Genomic DNA, 23,636 nt, shown 5'->3' with positions numbered 1-23,636 from the left:
ATCCCTGGAGAGAAAATACGGCAGGTTGATAAATACCGTGTAGAACCTCTGGGCAGATGCGGTGGCCCTGATTCAGATTAGGCATCTTAGAGAGAGAGATAATACGCCTTGGCTCAAATCCCCGACAATAATATCGGATCTCCCGCTGGAAAAGTGACCGATAGGTTCGGTTGCTCCTTGACGCAATTGTCGGTCAACCAATCGCTGACGACCTCCGACATCGCTATTTTTCGCAAGGCAACGAGCAGTGCCCGGCTCGATCAGGTTAAGACGTTGGCAAGCAACCGAGGCTTTGTCCTCGGGGTCTCCTTGGTCGCAGGCCATAGCCGCCGCATCTTTCACCAGCATCACGTGACGACGCACGACTTCGCTGAGAACGCAATCTACATCCGCGATCTCTCTGAAAACTACAAAGCAGATCTGAACACGCCTTTTGATTTCCTTTTGTTCGAGATTTCGCAAGCATCGCTCATCAAATTCGCCAATGAGGCCGAACTGACCGGGGTGACTTCGCTTTCAGCTGAAACCGCGTCCAAGGACATCGTGCTTGCAAATCTTGCTCGCGCATTGATGCCTGCACTTGAAAGGCCAGAGGAAGCAAGCGCGCTGTTCGTCGAACAGATGACGACGGCGATCGGGACCTATCTGGTTCAGCGTTATGGCGGACGACAAAACTCCGCCCCTGTTCGGATAAGAACCCTCTCGCGTTCACACGAAGACCTGGCAAAAAGCATCCTTCTCGACAGTCTGGAGGGCGACATCTCGATCGCGCAAGTTGCACACGCCTGCAACCTGTCACGTGGCTATTTTATCCGGGCTTTTCGGGAAACGACCGGGATGACACCGTATCAGTGGCTTCTCAGCGAACGGATAAACCGGGCCCGTGAGCTGCTGCGAACGTCCAACGCACCGCTCGCCGACGTTGCCATAGCTTGCGGTTTTGCGGATCAGAGCCATTTTACCCGGGTATTCTCAACTATTGTCGGCACGACACCGGGACACTGGCGGCGGAATTCTTGATCGGTGGGTGGTGTGCGGTGTGGCATCGCGCCGTCGATGCGAGGTCGCCATGTGGAACCTCCAGATGCTTTAGGCATCTCCCTACATGCCCTTCGGCGAGAACTCCGCCATCGCACCCGCATAGGTCTTGGCGAATGGCGTGACGTAGGAGCCGCGCTTGCTGGTGGTTAGGCGCTGGGCGACCAGCGCTTCCGCCTGCTTGACGGCTGCCGAAACACCATCGACGACGGGCACGCCGTATTCCTGTTGCAGCGCATGGGCGAGATCGGCCATGCCGGCGCAGCCGAGAATGATCGCCTCGGCACCATCCTCTGCAAGCGCGAGTTCTATTTGCCGCCGCAACTTGCCCAGCGCCCCGGAGACAAGACCCTCCAGTTCGAGAACGGGAATGTCGGCTGCCCGCACCCGCGCGCGCGCGCCGAAACCGTAATGCCGTGTCAGATTTTCGAGCAGGACGCGCGAGCGTTCAAGTGTCGTCACGACGGTGAAACGCTGCGCCAGGAATCCCGCCGTCATCAGCGCTGATTCGCACAGGCCCAGCACCGGAAATCCGGCGAGCGAACGGGCTGCATCCAGTCCCGTATCATCGAAGCAGGCTATGACGGCCGCATCAATTTCCTCCGCTGCGGCGATTTCGGAGAGCAAGCCTGGCAACGCCAGAGCACCGTCATAATGGCCTTCGATCGATGCCGGCCCCATGCTTGCAGTCGCCGTGATGATTTCGGTACCGCGTCCGGCCACGGCACGGGCCGCTTCTGCCGCCTTGTCCGTCATGGATTGGGTAGTGTTGGGATTGACGAGAAGGATGCGCATGCGGGATCAGACCACTTTCGCCTGGCGGCGGCGCAGAACCAGGATGATCGCGAGCGCCAAAAGGATGATGGAGAAGGAGAACAGCGTCGTGACGGTACCTAGCGCATAGAGGACCGGCGTCGTGACGTTGGTCGTCATGCCGTAGATCTCCAACGGCAGGGTATTGTAAGTGCCCGAGGTCATCAACGTGCGGGCGAATTCGTCGTACGAGAGCGTTAAGCCGAACAGTCCGACACCGATCAAGCTCGGCGCAATCATCGGTAGGACAACATGGGCGAAGGTCTGCCAGGCGTTGGCGCCGAGGTCGCGCGCCGCCTCCTCATAGGCTGGTGAAAACCGGTTGAAGACGGCAAACATGATCAGTACGCCGAACGGCAGTGTCCAGGTGAGATGCGCACCGAAGGCCGAGGAATACCAGGCCGGCTTCAGGCCGAACTGCTGGAAGACGACGCCAATGCCGAGCGAGATGATGATCGACGGTACGACAAGGCTGGCAACCGTCAGATAGAACAGCGCCGTCGATCCCCGGAACTTGCGCCGGAAGGCAAGACCGGCGAGCAACGACACCACCACATTGACGATCATCACCATCAGCCCGAGCGTGAACGAGCGTTTGAACGACGCCCCGAAATCGCCGACGGCCTGCTGTTCGAACAGGTTGAAGAACCAGTGCACCGAAACCCCGTTGAGCGGAAACGTCAGCCCTCCATCCGGACCCTGGAAGGACAGGATGAACACGGCCGATAGCGGGCCATAGAGGAACAGCACGAACAGCGTGAAGAAGGCGGCTAGTACGTAGAATTCGAGGGTGCGTTTCTCGTGGCTCATCTCAAAGCTCCTTGCGGATATCGACGACGCGCAGGATGGCGGCGACCATCGACAGCACAACGATCAAAAGCACGACCGCATTGGCGGCAGCCGCCGGATATTGCAGCAGCGACATCTGGTTCTTCATCATCAGCGCAACCGAGGCGCTCTGGCCGCCGGACATGACTTGCACCGTCGAAAAATCCGCCATGACCAGCGTCACCACGAAAATGGTACCGATGGCGATGCCGGGTTTGGCGAGCGGAATAATGACGTTCCAGAGGATCTGCCAGCCATTGGCACCGGCATCGCGGGCCGCTTCGATCAGCGAGCGGTCGATGCGCATCAAGGTGTTAAAGATCGGCGTCACCATGAACAGCGTGTTCAAATGCACCATGGCCAGTACCACGGCAAAATCGGAGTAGAGCAGCCACTCGACCGGGCTCGGGATGATGCCCATCTCGATCAAGGTGGTATTGACCAGGCCGTTGCGGCCGAGCACCGGAATCCAGGAGATCATCCGGATGATGTTCGATGTCAGGAACGGCACGGTGCAGACAAGGAACAGCACCATCTGCATGGTTGTCGTGCGGATATGGAAGGCGAGGAAATAGGCGACCCAGAAGCCGATCAGCAACGTCAGCCCCCAGACCATTGCCGTATATTTCAGCGTGTTCAGATAGGTCTTCCAGGTGACCCACGAACCCAGCGTGTCGGTATAATTCATGGTCAGGAAATCGGGATAGAGCCCGGCGAAGTCATAGTCCCAGAAACTGACGACAGCTATCATCAGGATCGGCAGCAGGAAGAAGAAACCGAGGATCAACGCTAAGGGCACTGCCTGGAGATAGGAGGCAAACTTGGTCGCGGTCCTGCCGATGCGCGCACTGAGCCCTGGCTTTCCGGCCGCCTCGATCTGCGTGTCGTCTTCCGTGATGACTGCTGTCACGTGTTGGGTCTCCGGGTTAGTCGGAATGAGTACTTGTGATGCGGGCAAAGCGCCTCATCCGCCCTGTCGGGCACCTTCTCCACGCAGGTGGGGAGAAGGACCTTGCCGCAAACAGTTCCCTCTCCCCGCGAGCGGGGAGAGGGCTAGGGTGAGTGAGGGGCAGCCATTCTTACGCAGCGATGAACTCGTTCCAGCGACGCACCATATAGCGGTCCTCGTCCATGACCGAGTTCCAGCAGGCGACCTTGCCCATGCGCTCCTCGAACGAGCCGCCGTCGCGCACCGCGCCGGCCTTTTCCATCACCTTGCCTTCCGGAGACATGATGTCGCCTGTCGCGGCCTTGCCTTCGATCCAGTACCCCCATTCGTCGGCCGACATGAATTCCTTCGCGGTATCCATGGCGGCGGAATAGTAGCCCTGGCGGTTGAGGTAACCGCCGACCCAGCCGGACGTGTACCAGTTGATATACTCATAGGCCGCATCGAGCTGTGCACCTTGAAGATGCGAGGCAAGGCCAAGACCGCCGCCCCATGAGCGATAGCCTTCCTTGAGCGGCTGGTATTTGCAGGCGATGCCCTTCGAGCGGACGGCGGCAACGGCCGGCGACCACATTGACTGGATGACCACCTCGCCAGAAGCCATCAGGTTGACGCTCTCGTCGAACGACTTCCAAAAGGCGCGGAATTGGCCATCCTGCTTGGCCTTGATCAGGAATTCGATCGTCGCGTCGATCTCTTCCTTGGTCATATTACCTTTGTCGGCATATTTGATGTTACCCATGGCTTCCATGATCATCGCGGCATCCATGATGCCGATCGACGGGATGTTGAGGATCGAGGTCTTGCCCTTGAAGGCCGGGTCCATGATATCGGCCCAGGAGGTGATGTCGCGGCCGACGAGGTCCGGCCGGATGCCGAGCGTATCGGCGTTGTAAATGGTCGGAACCATGGTGAAGAACTGGGTCTCGCCCTTGGCGAAGGTCTTGTCGCCGGGTGCTTCGACATAGCCGACCGTGTGCGGCGCGGTGCCCTGTGCAATAACGCTATCAGGCTTCAACTTGCCGGATTTGAACAGCGGCACGATCTTGTCATAATATTTCAGCTTCTTGATATCCATCGGCTGGATGACACCGGCCGGGAAGACCTTCTTGAGGATCCAGTATTCGATGTCGGCGATATCATAGCTATCCGGCTGGGTGACGGCGCGCTGGGCAGCAGCGTCGCTGTCCGTCGCTGTCATCTCAAGCGTGATGCCGAGATCGGCCTTGCACTTTTCGGCAATGGCATTGATGTTCGAGACGCCGGTGCCGAACTGGCGCAACGTGATCGGGTTCTGCGCCCAGATGGTTGGAAAGCCGGTGATCAGGCCGGAACCGACGATAGCGCCGGTTGCGGCCGCACCGGTCTTCAGCAACCCGCGCCTTGAAATGCCCATGGGAGTCGTGGTGTCAGCGGTCATGTCAGTTCTCTCTTTTTTGATTGTGAATATTGACTAAGCGGCAATACGTCCGAGCAGGACGGCATCCTCGAGGCCCCAGCTGAGCGGTACGGCATCGCCGACCGATACGGGTTTCTCGAAATAATCGGCATCGGTGGCGATTACGGTGAAATCGTCGCTGCCTGCACCGATGACCGTGATCTTCACCGAGGCGCCACGGTATTCGACATTGGAGACGACGCCGTTGAAGCCCAGTGTTTTCTCCGACGGTGTGGCCAGCCGGACGCGGTCGGTGCGCACGCCGATATCGATCGGGGCGCCCGGCTCATGGGCTGGACCGGCAACGGTGAATGCCTGGCCCTCTGCGACTTCCAGCGTCACCTTACCCTCGCCGCTGTCGATGACACGGCCGGTCAGAACATTGTGGTCGCCCATGAACCTGGCAACAAAGGCGGTTGCCGGGCGCTCGAACACTTCGCGTGGATGCGCTGCCTGTTCGATGCGGCCGTCATTCATGATGACGATGATATCGGCCAGCGCCATTGCCTCTTCCTGGCTATGGGTCACGTGCACGAAGGTAATGCCGAGGCTTTTCTGCAGCTTCTTCAGTTCGGCCCGCATACGGATCTTCAGAAACGGGTCGAGCGCCGACAGCGGCTCGTCGAGGAGCAGCGCTTCCGGATCTGTGATCAGTGCGCGGGCCAGCGCCACGCGCTGCTGCTGGCCGCCGGAAAGCTGGGTCGGGCGCCGGTTGGCATAGGGCTCCATCTGCATCAGCTTCAGCATGTCGAGCGCCTTGGCGCGGCGTTCTTCCTTGTCGATGCCCTTCATCTTGAGGCTGAAGGCGACATTGTCGATGAGATCGAGATGGGGAAACAGCGCATAGGACTGGAACATCATCGCCGTGCCGCGCTTGGCCGGCGGGAAATCGGTGACGACAACATTCCCCAACCGGATATCGCCCGACGAAATGCTCTCGTGACCGGCAATCATCCGGAGCGTCGAGGTCTTGCCGCAGCCGGACGGGCCAAGGAAGCAGCAATAGCTGCCGGAGGGTATCTTCAGGCTGATGGAATGGACGGCAGTCGTGCTGCCATAAACTTTGGAAACGGATACGATATCGATTTCAGCCGCTTTGGACATCATGTCTCCCCTGTGACGGGAAGAGCAATGCATCAAGCGTGCCAGACTCCTTGGTCGCAAACAACCATCTGAAAAGTCTATGCAATTTCCGTCATGGCAATAATGCTGAAACTTTGAACAGTAAATGAATAGCTCAAACTATAGGCGTTCGTCTGCAATACCCTCAGTCGATCGTATACAATTTCACCAACGCAGTGCCAACAAATTGCGATTAACTTCCCTCACAAAGAAAGATAGAATGGACGCCAAGAACCTGGAACGACGAGATGAAAACTGCAGCAGCGCCCGCCGAAGATCAGATCGATGCGAGCACGCAATCTATCCGCGATGCCATTCGCGATGCGATAGTCGATCGTAGACTTGCGCCCGGCACGAAGCTTTCCGAAGCCGATGTCGGCGCTCTTTTCAACGTCAGCCGCACACTCGTCCGTGGCGCTCTTCAGGCCCTCTCTTATGAAGGCCTCGTCCATGTCGAGAAAAACCGCGGGGCCTTCGTCGCTTACCCCTCGCCCGAAGAAGCGCGCCAGATCTTCGCTACCCGCCGGATGGTAGAGCCGGGTATTTTGCGCGAGGCCGCAAAGCATATGGGCCTTTCGCATTTCCAGCATCTTCGCCAATTGCTGATGGAAGAAGGCCGCCTGATGAACGAGCGCGGCCAGATGGCGCGGCGCGCCGAGATCAAGGCATCCGGCGATTTCCACCTGGCGCTTGCCTCGATGACCGGTAATGCCGTCATGCAGCGTTTCATGGATGAACTCGTCGCCCGCTCGTCCCTGGTCATCGCGCTCTACGGCCAATCGGCCATTTCAAGCTGCGGCCACCAGGAACACCAGGATATCGTCACCGCCATCGAACGCGGCGATCTCGACCGCGCCTGCCATCAGATGGCCCATCATATTGATCATATCGAAGCCGACCTGGACATGCGCGAGAACAAGGGCAGCGACCTGCGGGAAGCGTTCCGAAGATAGAGCAAAGCTCGCGCATAGCCGACACTTAAAGTGTAGGCCTTGGGAACTGGTACGGTATTTACCGGCATAAGGCGCCGCCCCGACTGATGGACATTTAAGGGCGATGTCATGTCCGGATGGCGCCCACAGACGTTGAGCCTCATTGCTCGCGAAACGCCCTGCTGAACTGGTCGGTGAGCGGCTTTGATAGAAATGAAAATGCTGTCCTTTCCTCGGTAGAAATGAAAACCTCCACCGGCATGCCCGGCAAGAGCCTGTTATCGCCGAGCTTCGTTAATTCCCCATTCGCAACTCCAACATCCGCCAGATAGTAGGTATCGCCGGTGGCTGGGTCATTGCTGGTAGCAGCTGACACATAGGTGATCCGCCCGCTGAGTTCTGGAGTGGTACGTTGGTTGAAGGCAGAAAAACGCAGCTTCACTGGCTGGCCTGCAAAGACTTGGTCGATATCGGTTGGAGAAAGCCGGGCCTGTATCTTGAGGATGGCATCCGTTGGCACGAGGGTGACTAGCTTTTCTGCCGGGCTAACAACGCCGCCAATTGTGTGAACGAAAAGCTCATTGACTGTCCCCGATAGAGGGGCGCGAATGTCGGTGCGCTGCAACCGGTCCTCAATTGCGGTCCTCCGCTCATTGAGCTCGGAGAGCTTCTGTTCAACGGTTGTTAATTCACGCTGCGCCTCCGTTCGTGCTGCCTCGTCGATGGAGATGATCTGGAGTTGGATTTCGCTTGTACGCGCCTTAGACCGCGCAATGTTTGCATATATCTCGCCATTCTCGCCAATGATCTTCGCCATTTCGCGGTCGATGATATACTTGCGGGATGTTTCAAGCAGGTTCTTGTCGGTAAGGCGTGTGATCTTCTCGTGCTCGGTCTTCACGAGTGCGAGCTCGTCCTGCTTTGCGTCGCGTTGAGCAGTCAGGCCCTTTATTTCCTCTTCCAATTGGGAAATTCCCCATTGCAGCTGCTGCTTTTGACTTTCGCGGTTCTGGCGATTGCCGAGAAAAAGCCGCGCTTCACCCATGAAGACCGCCGGTAGCGCACTGACAGCGTCATTAAGCTCGGGCGCGAATGTAAGTTCGGACACGTTGTCCCGCTCGGCAATCAGCCGAGTCTTTCGCGCCAACAGTTCGTTAAGCTGGTTTTTGACGATGGACAGCTCCGCGCGCGTTTGGACATCGTCGAGCCGCAACATGATCTGGCCCTTCCTGACGAAATCACCTTCCTTGACCGAGATCTCGCTGACGATGCCGCCATCGCGATGCTGTATGGCCTTTAGATTCTGCTCTACTTTCACCATTCCCGATGCCACGATCGCGCCGGTGAGCTGTACCGTGGCAGCCCATCCGCCAGCGCCTGCAAACAGCAAGATGCCGAGCGCTGCACCGATGATGACCCGGAAGGTCACCGGGAATGCCGCATCCGTATCCTCATCATCGACGCGGGTCTCTTTTCGATCTGATTTGCCCATCCCACTCTCCCCAATCCGTCGTTAAGCGGCCTCGATGACCATTAAGAGATGATGCCCGCTCAGGTTGATCGTCATCTCGTACTTCTGGTCGTTGTCACCGTCGATTTCGATCAGTGTTTGGCCGAGCTCGTCGGTTCCCTCGTGCCGCACCCTGATCGGCAGGGCGTCTTCGTCTATTTCCACACCATAGATCTGCTCGAAATGATCCTCGAGATTATCGACGATCTCCTCGAATATCTGATATCGCGACATTTCAATCCGATCCCCCACCATGAAATCCAAGATCTGATGTATGACATCGCCGCTGGCCGAACCGGCGGGCATGCTGAACTTGAAAGTGTCGTCACCGCCTCCACCTTCGAGGATCGTGGCTGAGACGTTTACAATGAACACGTCTTCCTGGGCGCTGCCGATGACGTGCTCAAAGCTGGAGAGACCATCGCTGCCGATGTCCAAGCCGGTTGCTACGCCGCTCTCGAGATCAATGAAAACGCCGTGTGCTGCCCGGGAGTAGTCCAGGGTATCGAGACCCGATTGACCGTCATAATTGTCGTCGGCGCTATCGGCCGCGGCTATGACGGTGTCGTTTCCAGTGCCGCCAGCAACAAAGTCTTTGCCGCCGTTATCTGCGACGACATCATCGCCGGCTCCGCCCTCAATCCGCTCGGCTTCGTCACTGCCGATAATGTTGTCATTGTCTTGGCCGGCCACGATGACCTCGAAATTCGAGACGGTGTCCTGGCCTATTTCCTGCCCGGATGCACTGCCCGAGATCAGATTGATTTGCATCGACAGCAAGATGGCGGAAAAATCGAGCGTGTCGGCGCCTTCGCCGCCATCGTATCGATCGGAGACTTGATCTGCATCGCCGACGACCGTGTCATCCCCCTCACCGCCTTCAACGATGTCCCGATCGGCACCGCCCACCAAAATGTCGTTACCAACGCCGCCAGTCATTGTATCGTGGCCGGCTTGTCCAAATACGGTATCGTTTCCAATCCCACCGGACAACGCATCGTCACCGGTACCACCGTCCACCACGTCATTGCCTTCATCGCCGGTAGCCACGTCATTTCCATCGCCGCCAAAAAGCAGGTCGTCGTCAGAGCCTCCATTCAATGCGTCGACACCCTCGTCGCCAAACAGGATATCGCGCCCTTCGTCACCAAAAAGCCGATCATTGCCGCTGCCGCCGTGGATCTGATCATGCCCGGCACCGCCAACGACGATATCGTCGCCGATACCCGCAAAGACGATATCGTTGCCCGCACCCGCGACGATATTGTCATTGCCTGAGCCTCCATCAACGGTGTCGGCCCCCGCGCGGGCCTCGATGAGATCATCGCCTGACAGGCCATAGATGATGTCGCCGCAGTTCGTACCCAGAACAATGTCTTCATCCGCCGTTCCCATGATCGGCGGAGCTTTGACGACTGAGAAATGCGCTGTTTGGGCAACAGAAAGCTGACCGTCGCTGATTTGGTAGGTTATCGTGACGGGACCGAGATCGGTCCAGTCGTACAGCCATCCGTCACCTGTCGATGTAATCGTGCCGGATGTGACGGCAATATCGGTGACTGTCAGTGGAGTTCCTTCTGGATCGGATGCACCACGCAGCAGATCCGAAAGACCGATGAGGACTGCCGCGCAGCCCGAAACGTCCATCAGCATGAGCGTGCCGTTTACCCGTGGCGCACCATTGATCGGGCTGACACCGTGGTCGTCGTCGTCCTCATCATCGTCTTCGTCTTCGTCCTCGTCGTTGTCATCGTCATCTTGGTCGTCAGGGTCTTCATCCGGCTCGTCGTCATTGCCATCGGGCGCAACGTACGATGTTGTTGCTAAAGAGCCCGCCCCCCGTGACGCGACATTGTCGTTAGAGGCACTGAAGGACGGCAAGGGAGCCCCCTGCTCGCGCAATTGAAAAGCCGGCTTCGGAGTTTCACCCGTCGGAAACCCGAAAGGTTGAAAATCAACGAGTTCGATTTCCTCGCTCTCGTACCCATTGCTCCGCATTCCGCCGCCTGTCTTCTTCTCGGCAGGCGCTTCCGGCTTTTCCTCCTCCTTGACCAGCGCGGGGATACTTCCGGTGATCAGCTTTGAGGGTGGGAGATTTTCTTCTGGCGGCGTCCCAACGTCAGGACGGTTCTCATCGAGCCCCGGCGCAGAGCTGAAAGCACTTTTGAGATAGAGCGCGAAGCCCGTCAAAAACAGCGCTATGACAGCCGGGGTTCTTGATGAAACTTCCTCGCTCTTCAGGGCGTAACGCTGATGCGGGTCATCTTCCTTGATGGACTTTGTTCCCTTTGCCTCGATCATTCCGACACCTTTGACGTCATGCGCGCTGTTACTGCGGGGCGGCTAACGGCATCCCCGATCGCGGCTGGTTTCAGGATCTCATTCTTGGGCCCAAACGCCACCATCTTGCCGTTTTGTATCACTGCAACCAGGTCGCAGGCGGTCAGTGCGCTTGGACGATGCGCGATGACGATGGCGATGCCATTGCGTTCGCGCACGGCCTGTATCGCTTGGGTCAGTGCGGATTCACCCTCACCGTCCAGATTCGAATTGGGCTCGTCCATGACGACGATGAAGGGATTGCGGTATAGCGCCCGTGCCAGCGCGATGCGTTGTCTCTGGCCCGCGGACAAGGATGCGCCTTGCGGACCAAGCCCTGTGCGGTAACCATCCGGCAAGCGCACGATCATTTCATGAATGCCGGTGGTTTGCGCAGCGTCGACGATTGCGCGCGCGTCGACATGGACATCGAGGCGCGAAATGTTCTCCTCAACGGTTGCATCGAGCAAGGCCACGTCCTGAGGGAGATAGCCGATGTATTGCCCGAGACAGCTGTCTGACCATTGGGTCAAATCTGCATCGTCCAACCGGACGCCGCCGCGAAGGGGTGGCCAGATGCCGGTCAGCGCGCGTGCAAGCGTGGTCTTGCCGCCGCCGCTCGGCCCGATAATGCCGAGTGCCTGCCCGGCGGCGATTTCGAAACTGACGTCGCTTAGAAGAACGCGCCCGGAACCCGGCGCCGCGACGGTCAGCCTTTCGACCTTCAATGTCCTCGAGGGAGCCGGGAGATCCATCGGCGGAGTGCTTCCGGCCAACGCAATGACCGTTTCCTTGAGCCGGCCGAAAGCCGTTCGTGCTGCGACGAAGCTTTTCCAGTTGCCAACGGCAAGATCGACAGGTGCGAGCGCACGGGCTGAAGCGACGGAGGCCGCGATGATGGCGCCGGCAGACATTTCGCCCTGAATCGTCAGCCAGGCGCCGAGACCAAGAACTGCGGATTGCAAGACCATGCGAAGCACGCGGGACACAGCCCCGAAGGTGCCGCTAATATCATTTGTCCGGGTTTGCAGCGCCAGGTGTTCCTGATTGGCCAGATTGAACCGGCTGACGGCACGCTCTGCAAAGCCCATTGCTTTTAGCACCTCGGCATTGCGTGTGTTGGAATCGGCAATGGCGTTTCGTTCTATGCCGGACTTGTGTGTGGCTGCTGCCCACCGGCGCGTCATCAATTCGGTCAGGATTGTGAGAATGGTCAGGACGAAGGCACCGCCAAATGTCAGGGCGCCAAGATAGGGATGCAGCATGTAGACGAAGATCAGGTAAAGCGGCATCCAAGGCAGATCGAAGAAAGCAATCGGGCCTTGGCTGCCGAGAAATCCCCTGACCGTATCGACGTCCCGGCCGCGCTCAAGGGCCTCTGCGGTGGAAAAGCCAAAGCGGGGCATATCGATGGCAACCTGATGCGCAAGCGGAGCGATTTTTGCATCAAGTCTTGCCCCGACCCGCACCAACACCTGCGAACGGATGATGTCGAAAAAGCCCTGAAACAGATAGAGCCCGATTGCGAGGATTGAGAGACCAAGAAGGGTCGGAATACTGCCGCTGGTTAAAGCCCGGTCATAAATCTGCAGCATGTAGAAGGAGCCGGTCAAAGCCAGAATGTTGATCATGCCGGAAGTGATGAAGAGAAAAAGGAAGATCCCTTTGAACCTCTTCGTCAGTTGCTCGGCGTTCTTGCGTTTCGTGCCAGTCAGGGGAGCCTTTGGGCGCATGATACTCACCGATTCTAGTTGATGTGAGCAAGCCGGCGCACCGTGATCGGCGCGCCGGGAGCTGCAGGTTACAAGTTGAAATCAGCATTGGTGAGGTTGTGGTTTCCTTTGATATTCAGGCGGAATTCTGCGGTCCCATCACTGTCGGTACTGCCCGAAACGACCGTGTAGTCGCCATCGGTTCGGCTTTCATGGGTAAAAGCCAGCTGGGCCGCCCCACTGAGTGACGATCCGGCTACCAAGGTGAAGGATTGGTTTCCCGCCACCCCGTTGTTGGCATCGGTGCCGCTTAGGTCGATCTTGTCGCCGGCCTGGAAGCTGGTGATCGTGTCCCCATCGGCATTGGCTTCCGATTGGAAACGGAAGGTATCCCTGCCGGCTCCACCTTCGATGACGTTCACGGAGGCGTTGGCGACGATCGTATCGTCTCCCGATCCGGTCACGACATTTTCGAAGCCCCAGAAGGTATCGTTGCCGGATTGGTTGCTTGAGGCGCTCCCCTGGCTCATGAAGCCATTGCCGATATCGACTGTGAGATTGGCAGTGATGGCCGACATATCCAAAGTATCGCTACCGGTATCACCATAATAGATGTCGTCACCGTCAGCCTTGGCCGCCACAAACATGTCATCTCCGGCACCGCCATAGGCATAGTCGTTGCCGCCACCTGTCTGGATCAGGTCATTGCCGGCATCGGCAAAGACGCGGTCCGATCCGGCATCGCCATACAGCATGTCGTTGCCGTCACCGCCGAGAATGTCGTCATCGCCGTCACCACCGAACACCATGTCGTTGCCGCCGCCGGACGTGATGAAGTCGTTGCCTTCATCACCCCTGATGACGTCCGCTCCGTCGCCGCCGATGACGGTGTCGTTGCCTGAAAGCGCTACAATCGTTTCCGCATTTGCGGTGCCAAGCAGCACGTCTGCGCTAGCTGTGCCGGCGATCGGTGCGCCGGCGCCTGGAGCTGGCGTCGGTGTCTCATCGGTATCGTCGTCCGCCCCGTTGATCTGCGGCCCGCCTCCTTCTTGTTTTTTGAACGTGACGGAGTTCGCGCCGTTGCTGACCGTGAGGTTGCCATTGGCCTCAGTGGTCACGAAGTCGGCCAGCGTACCGCCGAGCTCGATCACGTCCTGCGAACGCAGTTGGCCGATAATCGTGTCGTTGCCACCATTGGACCGGAAGACGATCCGGTGCTCGGAACTGAGCCCGGTTATGTCGACAGTGTCGTTCCCGGCATTGCCATCGATGGTAATCGTGTTGAAGTTCAAGCTGGTGAACGGTGCATTGAAGTTGCCGAACACCTGGATGGTATCACCATTGCTGGCTCCGCCGTCAGGCGTGGTCGGGTTATTGCCGTTGTTCGCGGTCGTATTGAGAGTGTTGACCGTGATCTCTTCGATGTTGTCGAGCTCCGCAATGACCGTGGTGGTCAGTCCGACCGTGCGGGTGATGATGATTTCGGCGTCCGCCCCGGTGACCGGAACCCCCGCAGCAATGGCCGCGGCCTTTGCATAGATGCGGAACGTCTCGGCCTCGCCATTGCCGACCAACTGGAAGGTGTCGGTGCCGAGGTCGCCATCGATCCGGTCAAACCCGTCGGTGGAGTTCATGGTGATCGTATCGTTACCGGTACCCGCATCGATGATGTCATCGCCGGTGCCGCCATTGATCGTGTCTCCGCCGTCGCCGGCATCGATGTTGTCATTGCCGCCCGCGCCGTTGATGGTGGTGCCTGCCGTATTGCCGACGATGATGTCGGCAGCGCCGGTTCCGGTGATGTTCCCGGCGATACGGTTGATGGTGACGGTCGCCGTATCCGTGAGGGTCCCGTCGCTTCCGGTATAAACGAACGTTCCGCCTGCACCGCCCGTGTCGGCGAGCGTCACGACACCTGCCCCAAGCACTGGAGCTGATACGCCGCCCGGTGTTCCAACTGCCGTGATGGTGACGGCCGCTCCCTCCGGATCGATGTCGTTTGCAAGCAAGGCTGCCTGCGAGATGGAGAAGGTCTCGTTTTGTAGGGCGTTGGTGATGACCGTATCGTTGTTGGCGGCTGGAGCGTCGGGCGTTGCGATGACGTTGACGGTCGCCGTTGCGATATTGCTGGTCAATAGGCCGTCGTTGACCGTTACCTGGATGACACGGGCGGTCGTGTTTGGGTTCTCCGACGTGCTGGAGTACCGCACCTGTTGGATCGCCGTCCGGTAGTTGGCAATCGACGATGTGCCAGTCAGGTTCAAGGTGATCTGTCCGGCAACCGAACTATCCACCGACGAGGTAATGCCCGCCGGCAAGCCGGCCGCCGACAGGACGTCACCGGGGTTGGCATTGGTCAGAACAACCCGGGCGGAGGCCAAGGTCGTACCGTCGTCCGTGATCACGGGAGCAACCGCAATCGCAACGCCGGCAGCATTTTCGGTGTAGGTCGTTTGGTAGTTGTTCCCTGCTGTGCCGGGAACCGTTGTCGTGGTTGTAGTTGTCGTTGCGATATTGAGGTTGTTGATAGTGACCCGTTCATTCGCGCCATTAATTGCGGATGAGACAAATCGGATGGCAGAATTCGGCCCCGCTCCCGTCAGGTTGAGGTTGAAAGAACTCGACCCCGCCCCCGAGAGAACGTTCCCGGAAGCGCCGGTAATCGTCTGCAAAACGGTAAAACTCCCGGCTGCAAAGGATCCCGTCTGTGAATATTGCACCTGAACCGTCTCGCCGGTGTCAATATTCTCAAACCCGTTCAAGCGGTCATAGTCAAATGACAAGGTTGCGGTCGTTAGGCCGCTGAGATTGACAGTGCGGGCAATGGACGCACCGTCCGAGCCGACGCCGCCAATGAACCGCAGTTCATTGGAGTCACCAGCGTCGATCTGGATCTGACCGGTCGTAACGCCGCCGCTGTCGTTGCTTTCCACCCATGGCGTCGCTGCCCAGTTGACCGTGCCATTGCTGTTGCTTAGCGAAGCCGTATCGAATGTATCGCGATAGGCCTGCCCAACAGTCGTGGTCGTCGTGGTAGTGGCGTCGCCATGCAGATCCAGCGTCGGCGCCTGTAGCGAAATGTCCTGGTCGGTGAAATCCAGGAGTTCGACATTGCGGATCGTATCCGTACCGTCGGTAGCCAACCCGCCGACATGGGCTACCGTGACCGTACCGTCGACATTGAAGGCGATGTCGTATTCTGCACGGGCACCCGAAAAGACCGCCGTGTCGATATCGGCAATCCCGTCGCTGTCGGGCTGGTCGTTGCTGTTGCGGATGGTGCGAACGATCGCCAGTTGGCCCGGATTGATGGTGCCGTTGAACATGGAGGCGGCGAGCGTCGTCATGCTGTTGTGCAGCACAGGCGTGCCGGTATGCTCCGGATCGTTGGCGGCATAGACGCCGATCTGCACGTCGAGCCATTTGTCGCCGTCGATGATGTCGTCGCCTGCGTTACCGATGATGCGGTCGCTGCCGTCGCCACCCAGGATGATGTCTCCGCCGCCAAACGAGGTGACGCCGGCGCCAAGCAGAGCCTGCAGGCCATTGATAAGCGCAATGCCTTGAGCGTCGAGCACGCTGCCGAGGTAGCCAGTCGTCCCACCCTGGGCAAGTGGAGCTCGATCCGCCGCTACGTCTTCCGTGCCGGCCAGAACGTCATTGAACCTCGTCCCGGAGAGACCTTCCATGGATGCGTACTCATCCAGTGCAGCATTCTGCGGTAACGTCGGAGCCTCGTCGAAGATGATTGGGATCGACAGGTCGGCATTCACCCCAAGCGTATTGTCCTTGTAGGTCGCCCAGTCGAAGCCGGACATGCCCGCCATCTTTCCACGGCCGGAACTGCCGACCATGATGTCGTCGCCGCCTTCGCCGATGAACTCGTCAAAGCCACCGTCACCCAGGAAGACGTCGTGCCCATCAATACCGTCATGCGCAAAGACTTCGTCGAAGTTGTCGCCAGGCGCACCGTCGAATGTGCCTGTCTCGATCCAGTCATCGCCCTCGTTGCCGAGGATACGTTCGGCGTTCTTATTGCCATAGATGAAGTCGTTTCCGGTTCCGGCGAAGACCTCCGATCCCATGTCGGTGCCAAGGAAGATGAAGTCCTGACCGTCATTGCCCATGACCAGGTCGAGCCCCGGTCCGGCATGGACGACGTCATTGCCCGCGCCAGCCTTGATGTTGTCGTCGCCGCCGGAGTCGACAATAATGTCATCGCCCGCGCCGGCATTGATGATGTCGTTGCCGAAGCCCCCTTCCAGCCGGTCGTTGCCGCCATCGCCATAGAGCGTGTCGTCACCGATGCCGGCGATCAGGATATCGTTCCCTTCGGTGCCGCCGAGGACGACATGGTCTCCGCCAGTGTATTTGAGGTAGTTGGTATCCGGTCCCGCTGTCGCCGGGTTGTTGCGCACGACCAGAGGCGTCAGAATACCACCACCAATCGGATCGTTGCCGAGGTTGTCGGCACTTTCGTTTGCAGCCGTCGCAGGATTGTCTTCCAATATGCCGTCTGCTCCGGCTGTCTCGCCGAGTTCGGGATTATACTGCTTGGTCCTATCGATCTCGAGAATGAGACCGGGCGTCGAGAAGACGTCGGACGGAAGATGTCCCGCATCTGTATTGCGCATGATCATGGCGGCGAATGAGTTGTTCTCCATTTCGCCAAACAGGTGCAGGCCGTCGAGACGCTGCAGATAGTAGAACCGGTCGCCGCTCTGCAATTTCTCCATCTGGATTTCGAAGACGAAGTTGAACGTCGAGCCGAGCATGCCGCCGAACGGCATAATCTGTTCGGCAAGACCACCGATCCAAAGATCGATATCGTTGAGGCCGCCAAGCGCACCGCCGGCATAGGCTCCGGTGGCATTGAGGAAGTCGGCGGAATCTGCCTGCACTGCGAGGTTGCCATATGACTGATCGAAGATCAGGGTCATGGCGGCGTCACGCTTGCCTTCAATCGTCGTCTGGCCTGTGATCAGCGAATGCGTGCCGTAGGCGGCGATGAAGTTGATGATCGAGGCTTCATGCTTGAGATGTCCGGCGAAGTCGACCCAGCTCTCGTAAGGCTTGAGCAGGCTATCCTGATTTGTGGCCGCGTAGAACTGAGCGCGTGCTTCGTTCAAGGTCGGCACCCCGGTGTCGCGACCGCGTGCAAGGTTGATGGTCGCCAGATCGAGTGGCAGCCCAAGCAGGTTGTTGCGCAGAGCACTGGTGACGAACTCATCGATCTCGTTGCCGACCTGTCGTGTCATGCCGCGGATAATGGCGCCGGCCGCGATATCAGCGTCAACGACATCGGCTGTGCCATTGTTCTTGAACTGGATCGGATTGAGGAAACCCTCGATCAGACCGATATGGTCTTCGTTGAAGTTTTCATCGAAGCGGTCGATGGATTCCGTCAGCATCGAGTGGCCGAAGCGGTAGACCACATGGGCGAACTCAGCCACGATCGAAGGGTCGATGGTGACATCGAAGCCATCGGGCACCAGGAACACGTTGATGTTTGGCTGGATCTTGCGTGCGAACTCTTCAAACACAAGATGCTGGTACTGCATTTCGGTGCCGAACTTGGCAGCCTGGAAAAGGCGTTCGCCGTCCCAGATGAGCCCGGCTGCGTTTGCAGGGACCGCCGCGACGTCGACGCTCAGCCACTCGTTGAGGAATGCCACGGCTTCTGCCTGCGAGGCGCCGTTGGTGAGCATGGCATTGGCATCGGCCAAGACCACGTCCTTGGTGTGCTGGACCAGCCGATTGTGTTCGGAATGGAACACGTGGTGGACGGCTGTCAGGCCGATGTTCTCATTTGCGCGGCCGTCGCCGGCGATGAAGTGAGCATCGAGCAGTTCGTTGTCATATTGACCGTCGGTTGACGATTGGTCCGGATTGCCGAGGCCGATCTCGATGTCGCCGTCGGCGAGACCCGCTGGAACGGCGTTGTGGGCAATGTCTGCCAGGAAGGCATGGCCGGTACGGACTGCCAGATGCACGACATCTGGAAGCGTGTCCGCGTCGGAGCCGTCCGCTACGAGATTAAAGAGGCTGAGCGGCGTGGCTGGCGTGCCGGATGCAAGCGTCTGCGGAGGACCTGCCATGACGACCTGCGGGAAGCCCGTGGTCGGATGGGGAATGAAGTTGCCATAGGCATCGGTTGCCAGCAAAGGCAGGTTACCGACATGAAAATCGGTCAAGTCGATGCCGAGGATGTTTCTTGCCTGCGCCTTGACGTCGGCCCAGGTCGCCATCCCACCATTGACGCCCTCAATCAATTGCCCGGTTGCGACGGGAACGCCGTCCCCGTTCAGAACATATTGGCGAAGGAAGACCTGATGAGATGGGTGCGAGGTGTAGGTCTGGTTCTGATCGACGAACGACGTGGTGTTGTTCACCGGACGGTCCGTATCATCAGCAGTTCCTATCACGCCATCGTTTCCCGGTCCTACCAAGGTCGCGCGTGTCAGGACCATGAAGTTCGTGCTGCCACCGGGCACATAGAGCGGATCATCTGGCATGAGCGGGATGAAAACCGTACCATTGCCGCCCTTGGCGACCAAATCGAGGCCGTGGTCGAAGAATTGGCCGAAAAGCGTAAACCAGGAATTGAATGACGCGGAGAGACCTTCGTCCGGCGCCAGGTTGGTAATCTTGACGTTGGCGCCCTCCAGTTCGATACCGTTGGCTTCGAGAAGGGTCATCAGGTCATCGTCTACCGCGGCAAGCTCCAGCCGTGCCGCGTTGAGGTCCGTGAGGGCATCGGCCGCCGCCTGCTGCAGTGCTGCGTTGTTGGGGCTGGCCGAGGCCGCCGCTGCGGCTTCTGCATATTCGCGTTCTGCCGTCGCGACCACCCTGAACTGCGGGATCAACGGTGCATAGGCCGCAGAAATCGACGCCGTAACGGCCATCTGTTGTTCCGGGGGGACGATGCCTGCTCGTTGAAGGCCCGTCAGGATGGCAGACGGGTTGCCAAGGGTCTGGTCGACAAGCAAGTTCGAGATGGTGCGGACATAGGGGTCGAAAACATCGCCGGGTCCGGCTGTTCCGGGGCCGTCATTGTCGACGCCAGGCTGGTAAGTAACCGGAACCATCGGTGCCGGGCCGGGGCCATCGGGGTCCACCATGATCGTGCGGAAATCCGTGCCCAAAGGCTCGGGGAATTCATTGTCGGCCGCTCCCCATTCCGGATGGAGCGGGTTGTTGTAGGTACCGTCAACCGTTCGCAGTCCCCAAGAGATATTGTAGCTTGGAATAGAGCCCGCCGGACCGAACAGCGACTTGCCCTGGGTGCCACCCGACTGCTCAAAGAGCGCGTGATCCTCGGCGATTTTGATCTGCTTCAAAATAAAATCAAGGTCAGAACGAATATAGGCGACCATCTCTTCTCTCCTTTGATTGCAGCGGACACGATTTAACGTTACCGACCTGAAATACTTATTGAATATTTAGTTGTTCTGCTTGCTACCACGGATCGGCCAACCGACGCCGTCGACACCAACGTTCGCTTAATCTAATTTGCTAATAATCAATTGTTCTCATGCTTGTTGAACAGTTGCCTTGGTCGGGGATTTCTTGCGACTTTGTACTAGAGGAGATTATGACCTTGGCCCCTGAAGACGATGTGACCAACGTCCCTGTTGCCGGGCGCAACAAGACCACAATTTTTCATTTAAACCATTTTTGGCAACACCTTAGCTTGCGGTCTCAATTCCTGATCGTAGCTTCGCTGATCCTTGGACTTTCAATGGCCATCCTGGGCGAATGGGTGAACCTGCAAATTGCCGCCAGTCAGCTCCAAAGCCGCGCCGACTCGGGGGCTTTGTACATGGAGGGGTTTCTCGCGCGTCATGTTCAATCCGGCGACCTTGGTCCCACCGTTACGTCCGAAGGAATAGAGGAGCTGGACGAACTGCTCATCAATCCGGATCTGGCACGGCGCATTGAAAGCTTGCGAATTTGGCGGCGCGACGGCCTGATCCTCTACAGCACTGACAAGGCTCTTATCGGACAGACGTTTCCAACGCCCAATGTCGAGGCAGCTTTCTTGGGCAAAGTCATTGCTCACCTCGAGACTGGACACGATGACGAAGGAAATTTGTCTCAGGTGGAGGATAGGCCTCTCATCGAAATCTACGCACCCATCTATCGGGAGGGCACTCGAGACAGCTTGGCTGTTGGAGAGGTTTACGAAGATGCGCGCGAGTTCATTGAACGGCGAGACGATGTTCAACGGCGAACCTGGTACATTGTTGCAGCGACAACGATTGCCATTTTGGCAGCGCTTTACGCGATCGTCCGCCGCGCCGACAGCATTATTGGCGCCCAGCGAAACAGATTGAAGAGTCAGCTAGCAGACGCACAGGCTCTAGCACAGCAGAACAGGGACCTGCGGGAACTCGCCAACAAGGCCCGTCTCGAAGCAAGTAAGTCGAACGAGAGCCTTCTCAATCGTATTGGCTCGGATCTGCATGATGGACCCATGCAGCTTCTGGCATTACTGATTCTGCGGTTGGGACAGGGTGCGGCGGCGAACAAAACAGAAGATGTGCCCGAAAATCTAACTCCCTCCAGTATCGCCAAAGAGTGTCTCAGCCAACTGCGAGATCTTTCAACAGGACTTATCATGCCCCAGATCGAAGAGCTTTCGCTGGAGGACGCACTTAGGCTCGCCGTCGACCGCCACCAGTTCACGACAGGATCCTGGGTCGGCGCCAGCTACACAAACCTTCCTGTCACGGTAGCAAGCTCGCTTAAAATTTGTCTCTACCGCATTGTCCAGGAAGGATTGAACAACGCTTTTCGTCATGGAAACGGTATCGATCAACACATCGATGCGACTTCGGATGAAAGGACTATCACTATCACCGTCAGTGACGGAGGGCCGGGTTTACCGCTTAATCGTACCGGTAAGGACCGACTGCCTCTCGGTTTGCTTGGCATCCATAACAGAGTAGAATCTTTCCGTGGTACGCTCAATGTCAGGCGGCGCGACAGTCGCGGGACAGAGCTGGTGGTCATTCTCCCGCTTAACGGCAATAGCGACTAAATTCAGATGTGGGAGGACTTTCATGCGCCACACAACTAAACCGTGTATAGCATAGACTATATTCATGCGACAATATTGTTATATCAATTTAATTTATCAAATTCGTTATACACGTATCGCTGCATACCTAATGAGTATAACTTGCTTACCAACCACATGGACATACAAATTCTTCAAGCGTATAGTTGTGTTCCGGAGGGTGGGGATCAACCATGAAATCAATTTCGCTGGCTCTGGCCGACGATCATCCATTAATGCTTTCAGGTCTTTTACAATTATTTAAAACTGAAGAAGAATTTGAAGTAGTAGGAACCGGATCCAGCGCGGATGAAGCACTTGAGATCGGCCTTCGATCGGCACCCGATGTTTTCATCGTCGATATCATGATGCCGGGGAACATATTCGACACAATTCTGAAGCTGGTGAGATACGGTGGAAAGACAAAAGTCCTAGCCTTTAGCGCGATGTCGCGATCAGACATAGCAATGAAAGCGCTGGATGCCGGGGCTAGCGGTTATATTCTGAAAGGAAGCAGTCCGCGGGAGCTTATTGAAGGCGTCAAGGCCGTGCACCGCGGCGAGACGTTTATCACCCATGGTCTGGCCTGCAAATTGATTGAAGAACAACGGCTGGCTTCATTACGCGTTGCGGCCGGGCCACCGGTTAAATTGAGCATTCGCGAAGCCCAAATCATCGCAATGCTGACACGGGGCTGCACCAACCGCCAGATTGCGTGCGAGCTGAAGATCGGTGAAAAGACTGTCAAAAACTACATGACTATCCTCATGCAGAAGCTGAATGTTCGCAATCGCCTTGAGGTTTTGATTGCCGCACAGAAGCTTGGCCATGACCAGGCGTCTGCTCCCCGCCATTGAGGGTACTCAATCCGTGCCCACGGGGTGTTGGCAAGCCATCGCATCCGGCGAAGGCCGTAGCTTCGTTTTCCGTGTGCCGAAGATCTTCCCGATCCGGCGGGGGACCGGTTGGTTAAAGGTCTCAAGGCGCAGCAGTGTTTCGGGCTCGTCCCGTCCCCATATGCAGGTGGTGGCATGCATGGCGTTCGACCATTGGCGCGCACCGCGCAGCCGAAAGGATTGCCCCGGCAGGCGCCGTCAGCAAACACGTCTACAGCAAGTTGAACCACATAGGCTGCAGTAAAGCTGTTGATAACTCACAACTCAGCAATAGGCCGGCAGGAAACGGCATAAATGAACGGGGTCAGATTCGCCTAATTTTTAATCTAATCATGAAATGCCGGTATTTTGGGCGACTTTCTATTGCGCAAATTGCTGCGCTGCGTCATAAATGCACCATGGCATATTTGGACCTCACCATTCTTGTCCTCGATGAGAACGCGATCCGCGCTTCCATCATCGAGGAAGGGTTGCGCGAGGCGGGGCATGCGAAGGTGACCGTCGTCCACGAGGTCAACGGCATTGCCCGCATCATCGAGACGCTGCAGCCGGATGTGATCGTCATCGATCTCGAAAATCCCAATCGCGACATGATGGAGCACCTGTTCCAGCTGACCCGCACGGTGGGTCGCCCGATCGCCATGTTTGTCGATCGCTCCGACACCGCATCGATCGAGGCGGCGGTGGAGGCGGGCGTCTCCGCCTATATCGTCGATGGCCTGAAGAAAGAGCGCGTCAAACCGATCCTCGATATGGCCGTCAGCCGCTTCAACGCCTTCAGCCGCCTGCAGCGGGAACTCGCGGACGCCAAGTCGGCGCTGGAGGAACGCAAGGTCATCGAGCGGGCAAAGGGCATCCTGATGAAGATGCGCGGCCTTTCCGAGGAGCAAGCCTTCGCGCTGCTGCGCCAGACGGCCATGAACGAAAAGAAAAAGATGTCCGATATCGCCCAGAGCCTCGTCACTGCGGCGGGATTGCTGATGTGATGGCCGGGATCGACATCTTCCGGTGGGAGGCA

14 protein-coding genes are annotated in these 23,636 nt (G+C 57.8%); 5 read left to right on the top strand and 9 right to left on the bottom strand.

The genetic code is table 11. The annotated features are described in order from the left end of the window. Positions 1 to 186 precede the first annotated feature (186 nt). Entirely contained in the window at positions 187 to 1,020 is an 834-nt protein-coding gene (locus ACP7E0_RS15870; protein WP_426126083.1) for a helix-turn-helix domain-containing protein, read from the top strand. An 81-nt stretch (positions 1,021 to 1,101) separates the two neighbouring features. Here ACP7E0_RS15870 and ACP7E0_RS15865 read toward each other — a convergent pair whose 3' ends face one another. The 5 genes from ACP7E0_RS15865 to ACP7E0_RS15845 form a co-directional block, all read right to left on the bottom strand. After that, positions 1,102 to 1,833 carry an aspartate/glutamate racemase family protein gene (locus ACP7E0_RS15865; protein ID WP_426126001.1) on the bottom strand — a complete coding sequence of 244 codons (732 nt, stop codon included), beginning with the start codon at positions 1,831 to 1,833 and terminating at the stop codon, positions 1,102 to 1,104. 6 nt (positions 1,834 to 1,839) lie between these two features. Next, positions 1,840 to 2,661 carry an ABC transporter permease gene (locus ACP7E0_RS15860; protein WP_426126000.1) on the bottom strand — a complete coding sequence of 274 codons (822 nt, stop codon included), beginning with the start codon at positions 2,659 to 2,661 and terminating at the stop codon, positions 1,840 to 1,842. A gap of 1 nt (position 2,662) precedes the next feature. Next, entirely contained in the window at positions 2,663 to 3,589 is a 927-nt protein-coding gene (locus ACP7E0_RS15855; RefSeq protein ID WP_426125999.1) for an ABC transporter permease, read from the bottom strand. 169 nt (positions 3,590 to 3,758) lie between these two features. Next, positions 3,759 to 5,048, bottom strand: coding sequence for an ABC transporter substrate-binding protein (locus tag ACP7E0_RS15850; RefSeq protein ID WP_426125998.1), 1,290 nt, complete (start codon positions 5,046 to 5,048; stop codon positions 3,759 to 3,761). A 33-nt stretch (positions 5,049 to 5,081) separates the two neighbouring features. Next, on the bottom strand, positions 5,082 to 6,170 hold the full coding sequence (locus ACP7E0_RS15845; RefSeq protein WP_426126082.1) for an ABC transporter ATP-binding protein: 1,089 nt from the start codon (positions 6,168 to 6,170) through the stop codon (positions 5,082 to 5,084). A gap of 266 nt (positions 6,171 to 6,436) precedes the next feature. On the opposite strand from ACP7E0_RS15845, the gene ACP7E0_RS15840 reads away from it, so the two are divergent. After that, on the top strand, positions 6,437 to 7,141 hold the full coding sequence (locus tag ACP7E0_RS15840; protein ID WP_426125997.1) for a GntR family transcriptional regulator: 705 nt from the start codon (positions 6,437 to 6,439) through the stop codon (positions 7,139 to 7,141). 139 nt (positions 7,142 to 7,280) lie between these two features. Here the strand turns inward: ACP7E0_RS15840 and ACP7E0_RS15835 are convergent, their stop codons facing one another. From ACP7E0_RS15835 to ACP7E0_RS15820, 4 genes are all read right to left on the bottom strand, one after another. Continuing rightward, on the bottom strand, positions 7,281 to 8,612 hold the full coding sequence (locus ACP7E0_RS15835; protein WP_426125996.1) for an HlyD family type I secretion periplasmic adaptor subunit: 1,332 nt from the start codon (positions 8,610 to 8,612) through the stop codon (positions 7,281 to 7,283). A 21-nt stretch (positions 8,613 to 8,633) separates the two neighbouring features. Continuing rightward, a complete protein-coding gene (locus tag ACP7E0_RS15830; RefSeq protein ID WP_426125995.1) occupies positions 8,634 to 10,931 on the bottom strand; it encodes a cadherin-like domain-containing protein in 2,298 nt (765 codons plus the stop codon). After that, on the bottom strand, positions 10,928 to 12,682 hold the full coding sequence (locus ACP7E0_RS15825) for a type I secretion system permease/ATPase (RefSeq protein ID WP_426125994.1): 1,755 nt from the start codon (positions 12,680 to 12,682) through the stop codon (positions 10,928 to 10,930). Before ACP7E0_RS15825 ends, ACP7E0_RS15830 begins: the two co-directional genes overlap by 4 nt. A 68-nt stretch (positions 12,683 to 12,750) precedes the next feature. Beyond that, complete coding sequence (locus ACP7E0_RS15820; protein WP_426125992.1) at positions 12,751 to 20,037, bottom strand: peroxidase family protein; 7,287 nt, start codon at positions 20,035 to 20,037, stop codon at positions 12,751 to 12,753. Positions 20,038 to 20,261: 224 nt separating this feature from the next. Here ACP7E0_RS15820 and ACP7E0_RS15815 point away from each other — a divergent pair, with 224 nt between their 5' ends. The 3 genes from ACP7E0_RS15815 to ACP7E0_RS15805 all read left to right on the top strand — a co-directional run bounded on the left by ACP7E0_RS15815 (position 20,262) and on the right by ACP7E0_RS15805 (position 23,604). Next, positions 20,262 to 21,704, top strand: a complete 1,443-nt coding sequence (locus tag ACP7E0_RS15815) for a sensor histidine kinase (protein WP_426125991.1) — start codon at positions 20,262 to 20,264, stop codon at positions 21,702 to 21,704. Between the two features lie 212 nt (positions 21,705 to 21,916). Then, positions 21,917 to 22,579, top strand: a complete 663-nt coding sequence (locus ACP7E0_RS15810) for a response regulator (protein ID WP_426125990.1) — start codon at positions 21,917 to 21,919, stop codon at positions 22,577 to 22,579. A gap of 437 nt (positions 22,580 to 23,016) precedes the next feature. Continuing rightward, on the top strand, positions 23,017 to 23,604 hold the full coding sequence (locus ACP7E0_RS15805) for an ANTAR domain-containing response regulator (protein ID WP_426125989.1): 588 nt from the start codon (positions 23,017 to 23,019) through the stop codon (positions 23,602 to 23,604). The last annotated feature ends 32 nt before the right edge of the window (positions 23,605 to 23,636 follow it).

Origin of the sequence: Pararhizobium sp. PWRC1-1, assembly GCF_049897905.1 — a bacterium.
GTDB lineage: Bacteria > Pseudomonadota > Alphaproteobacteria > Rhizobiales > Rhizobiaceae > Pararhizobium.
This window is presented reverse-complemented; position numbering and strand designations above follow the sequence as displayed.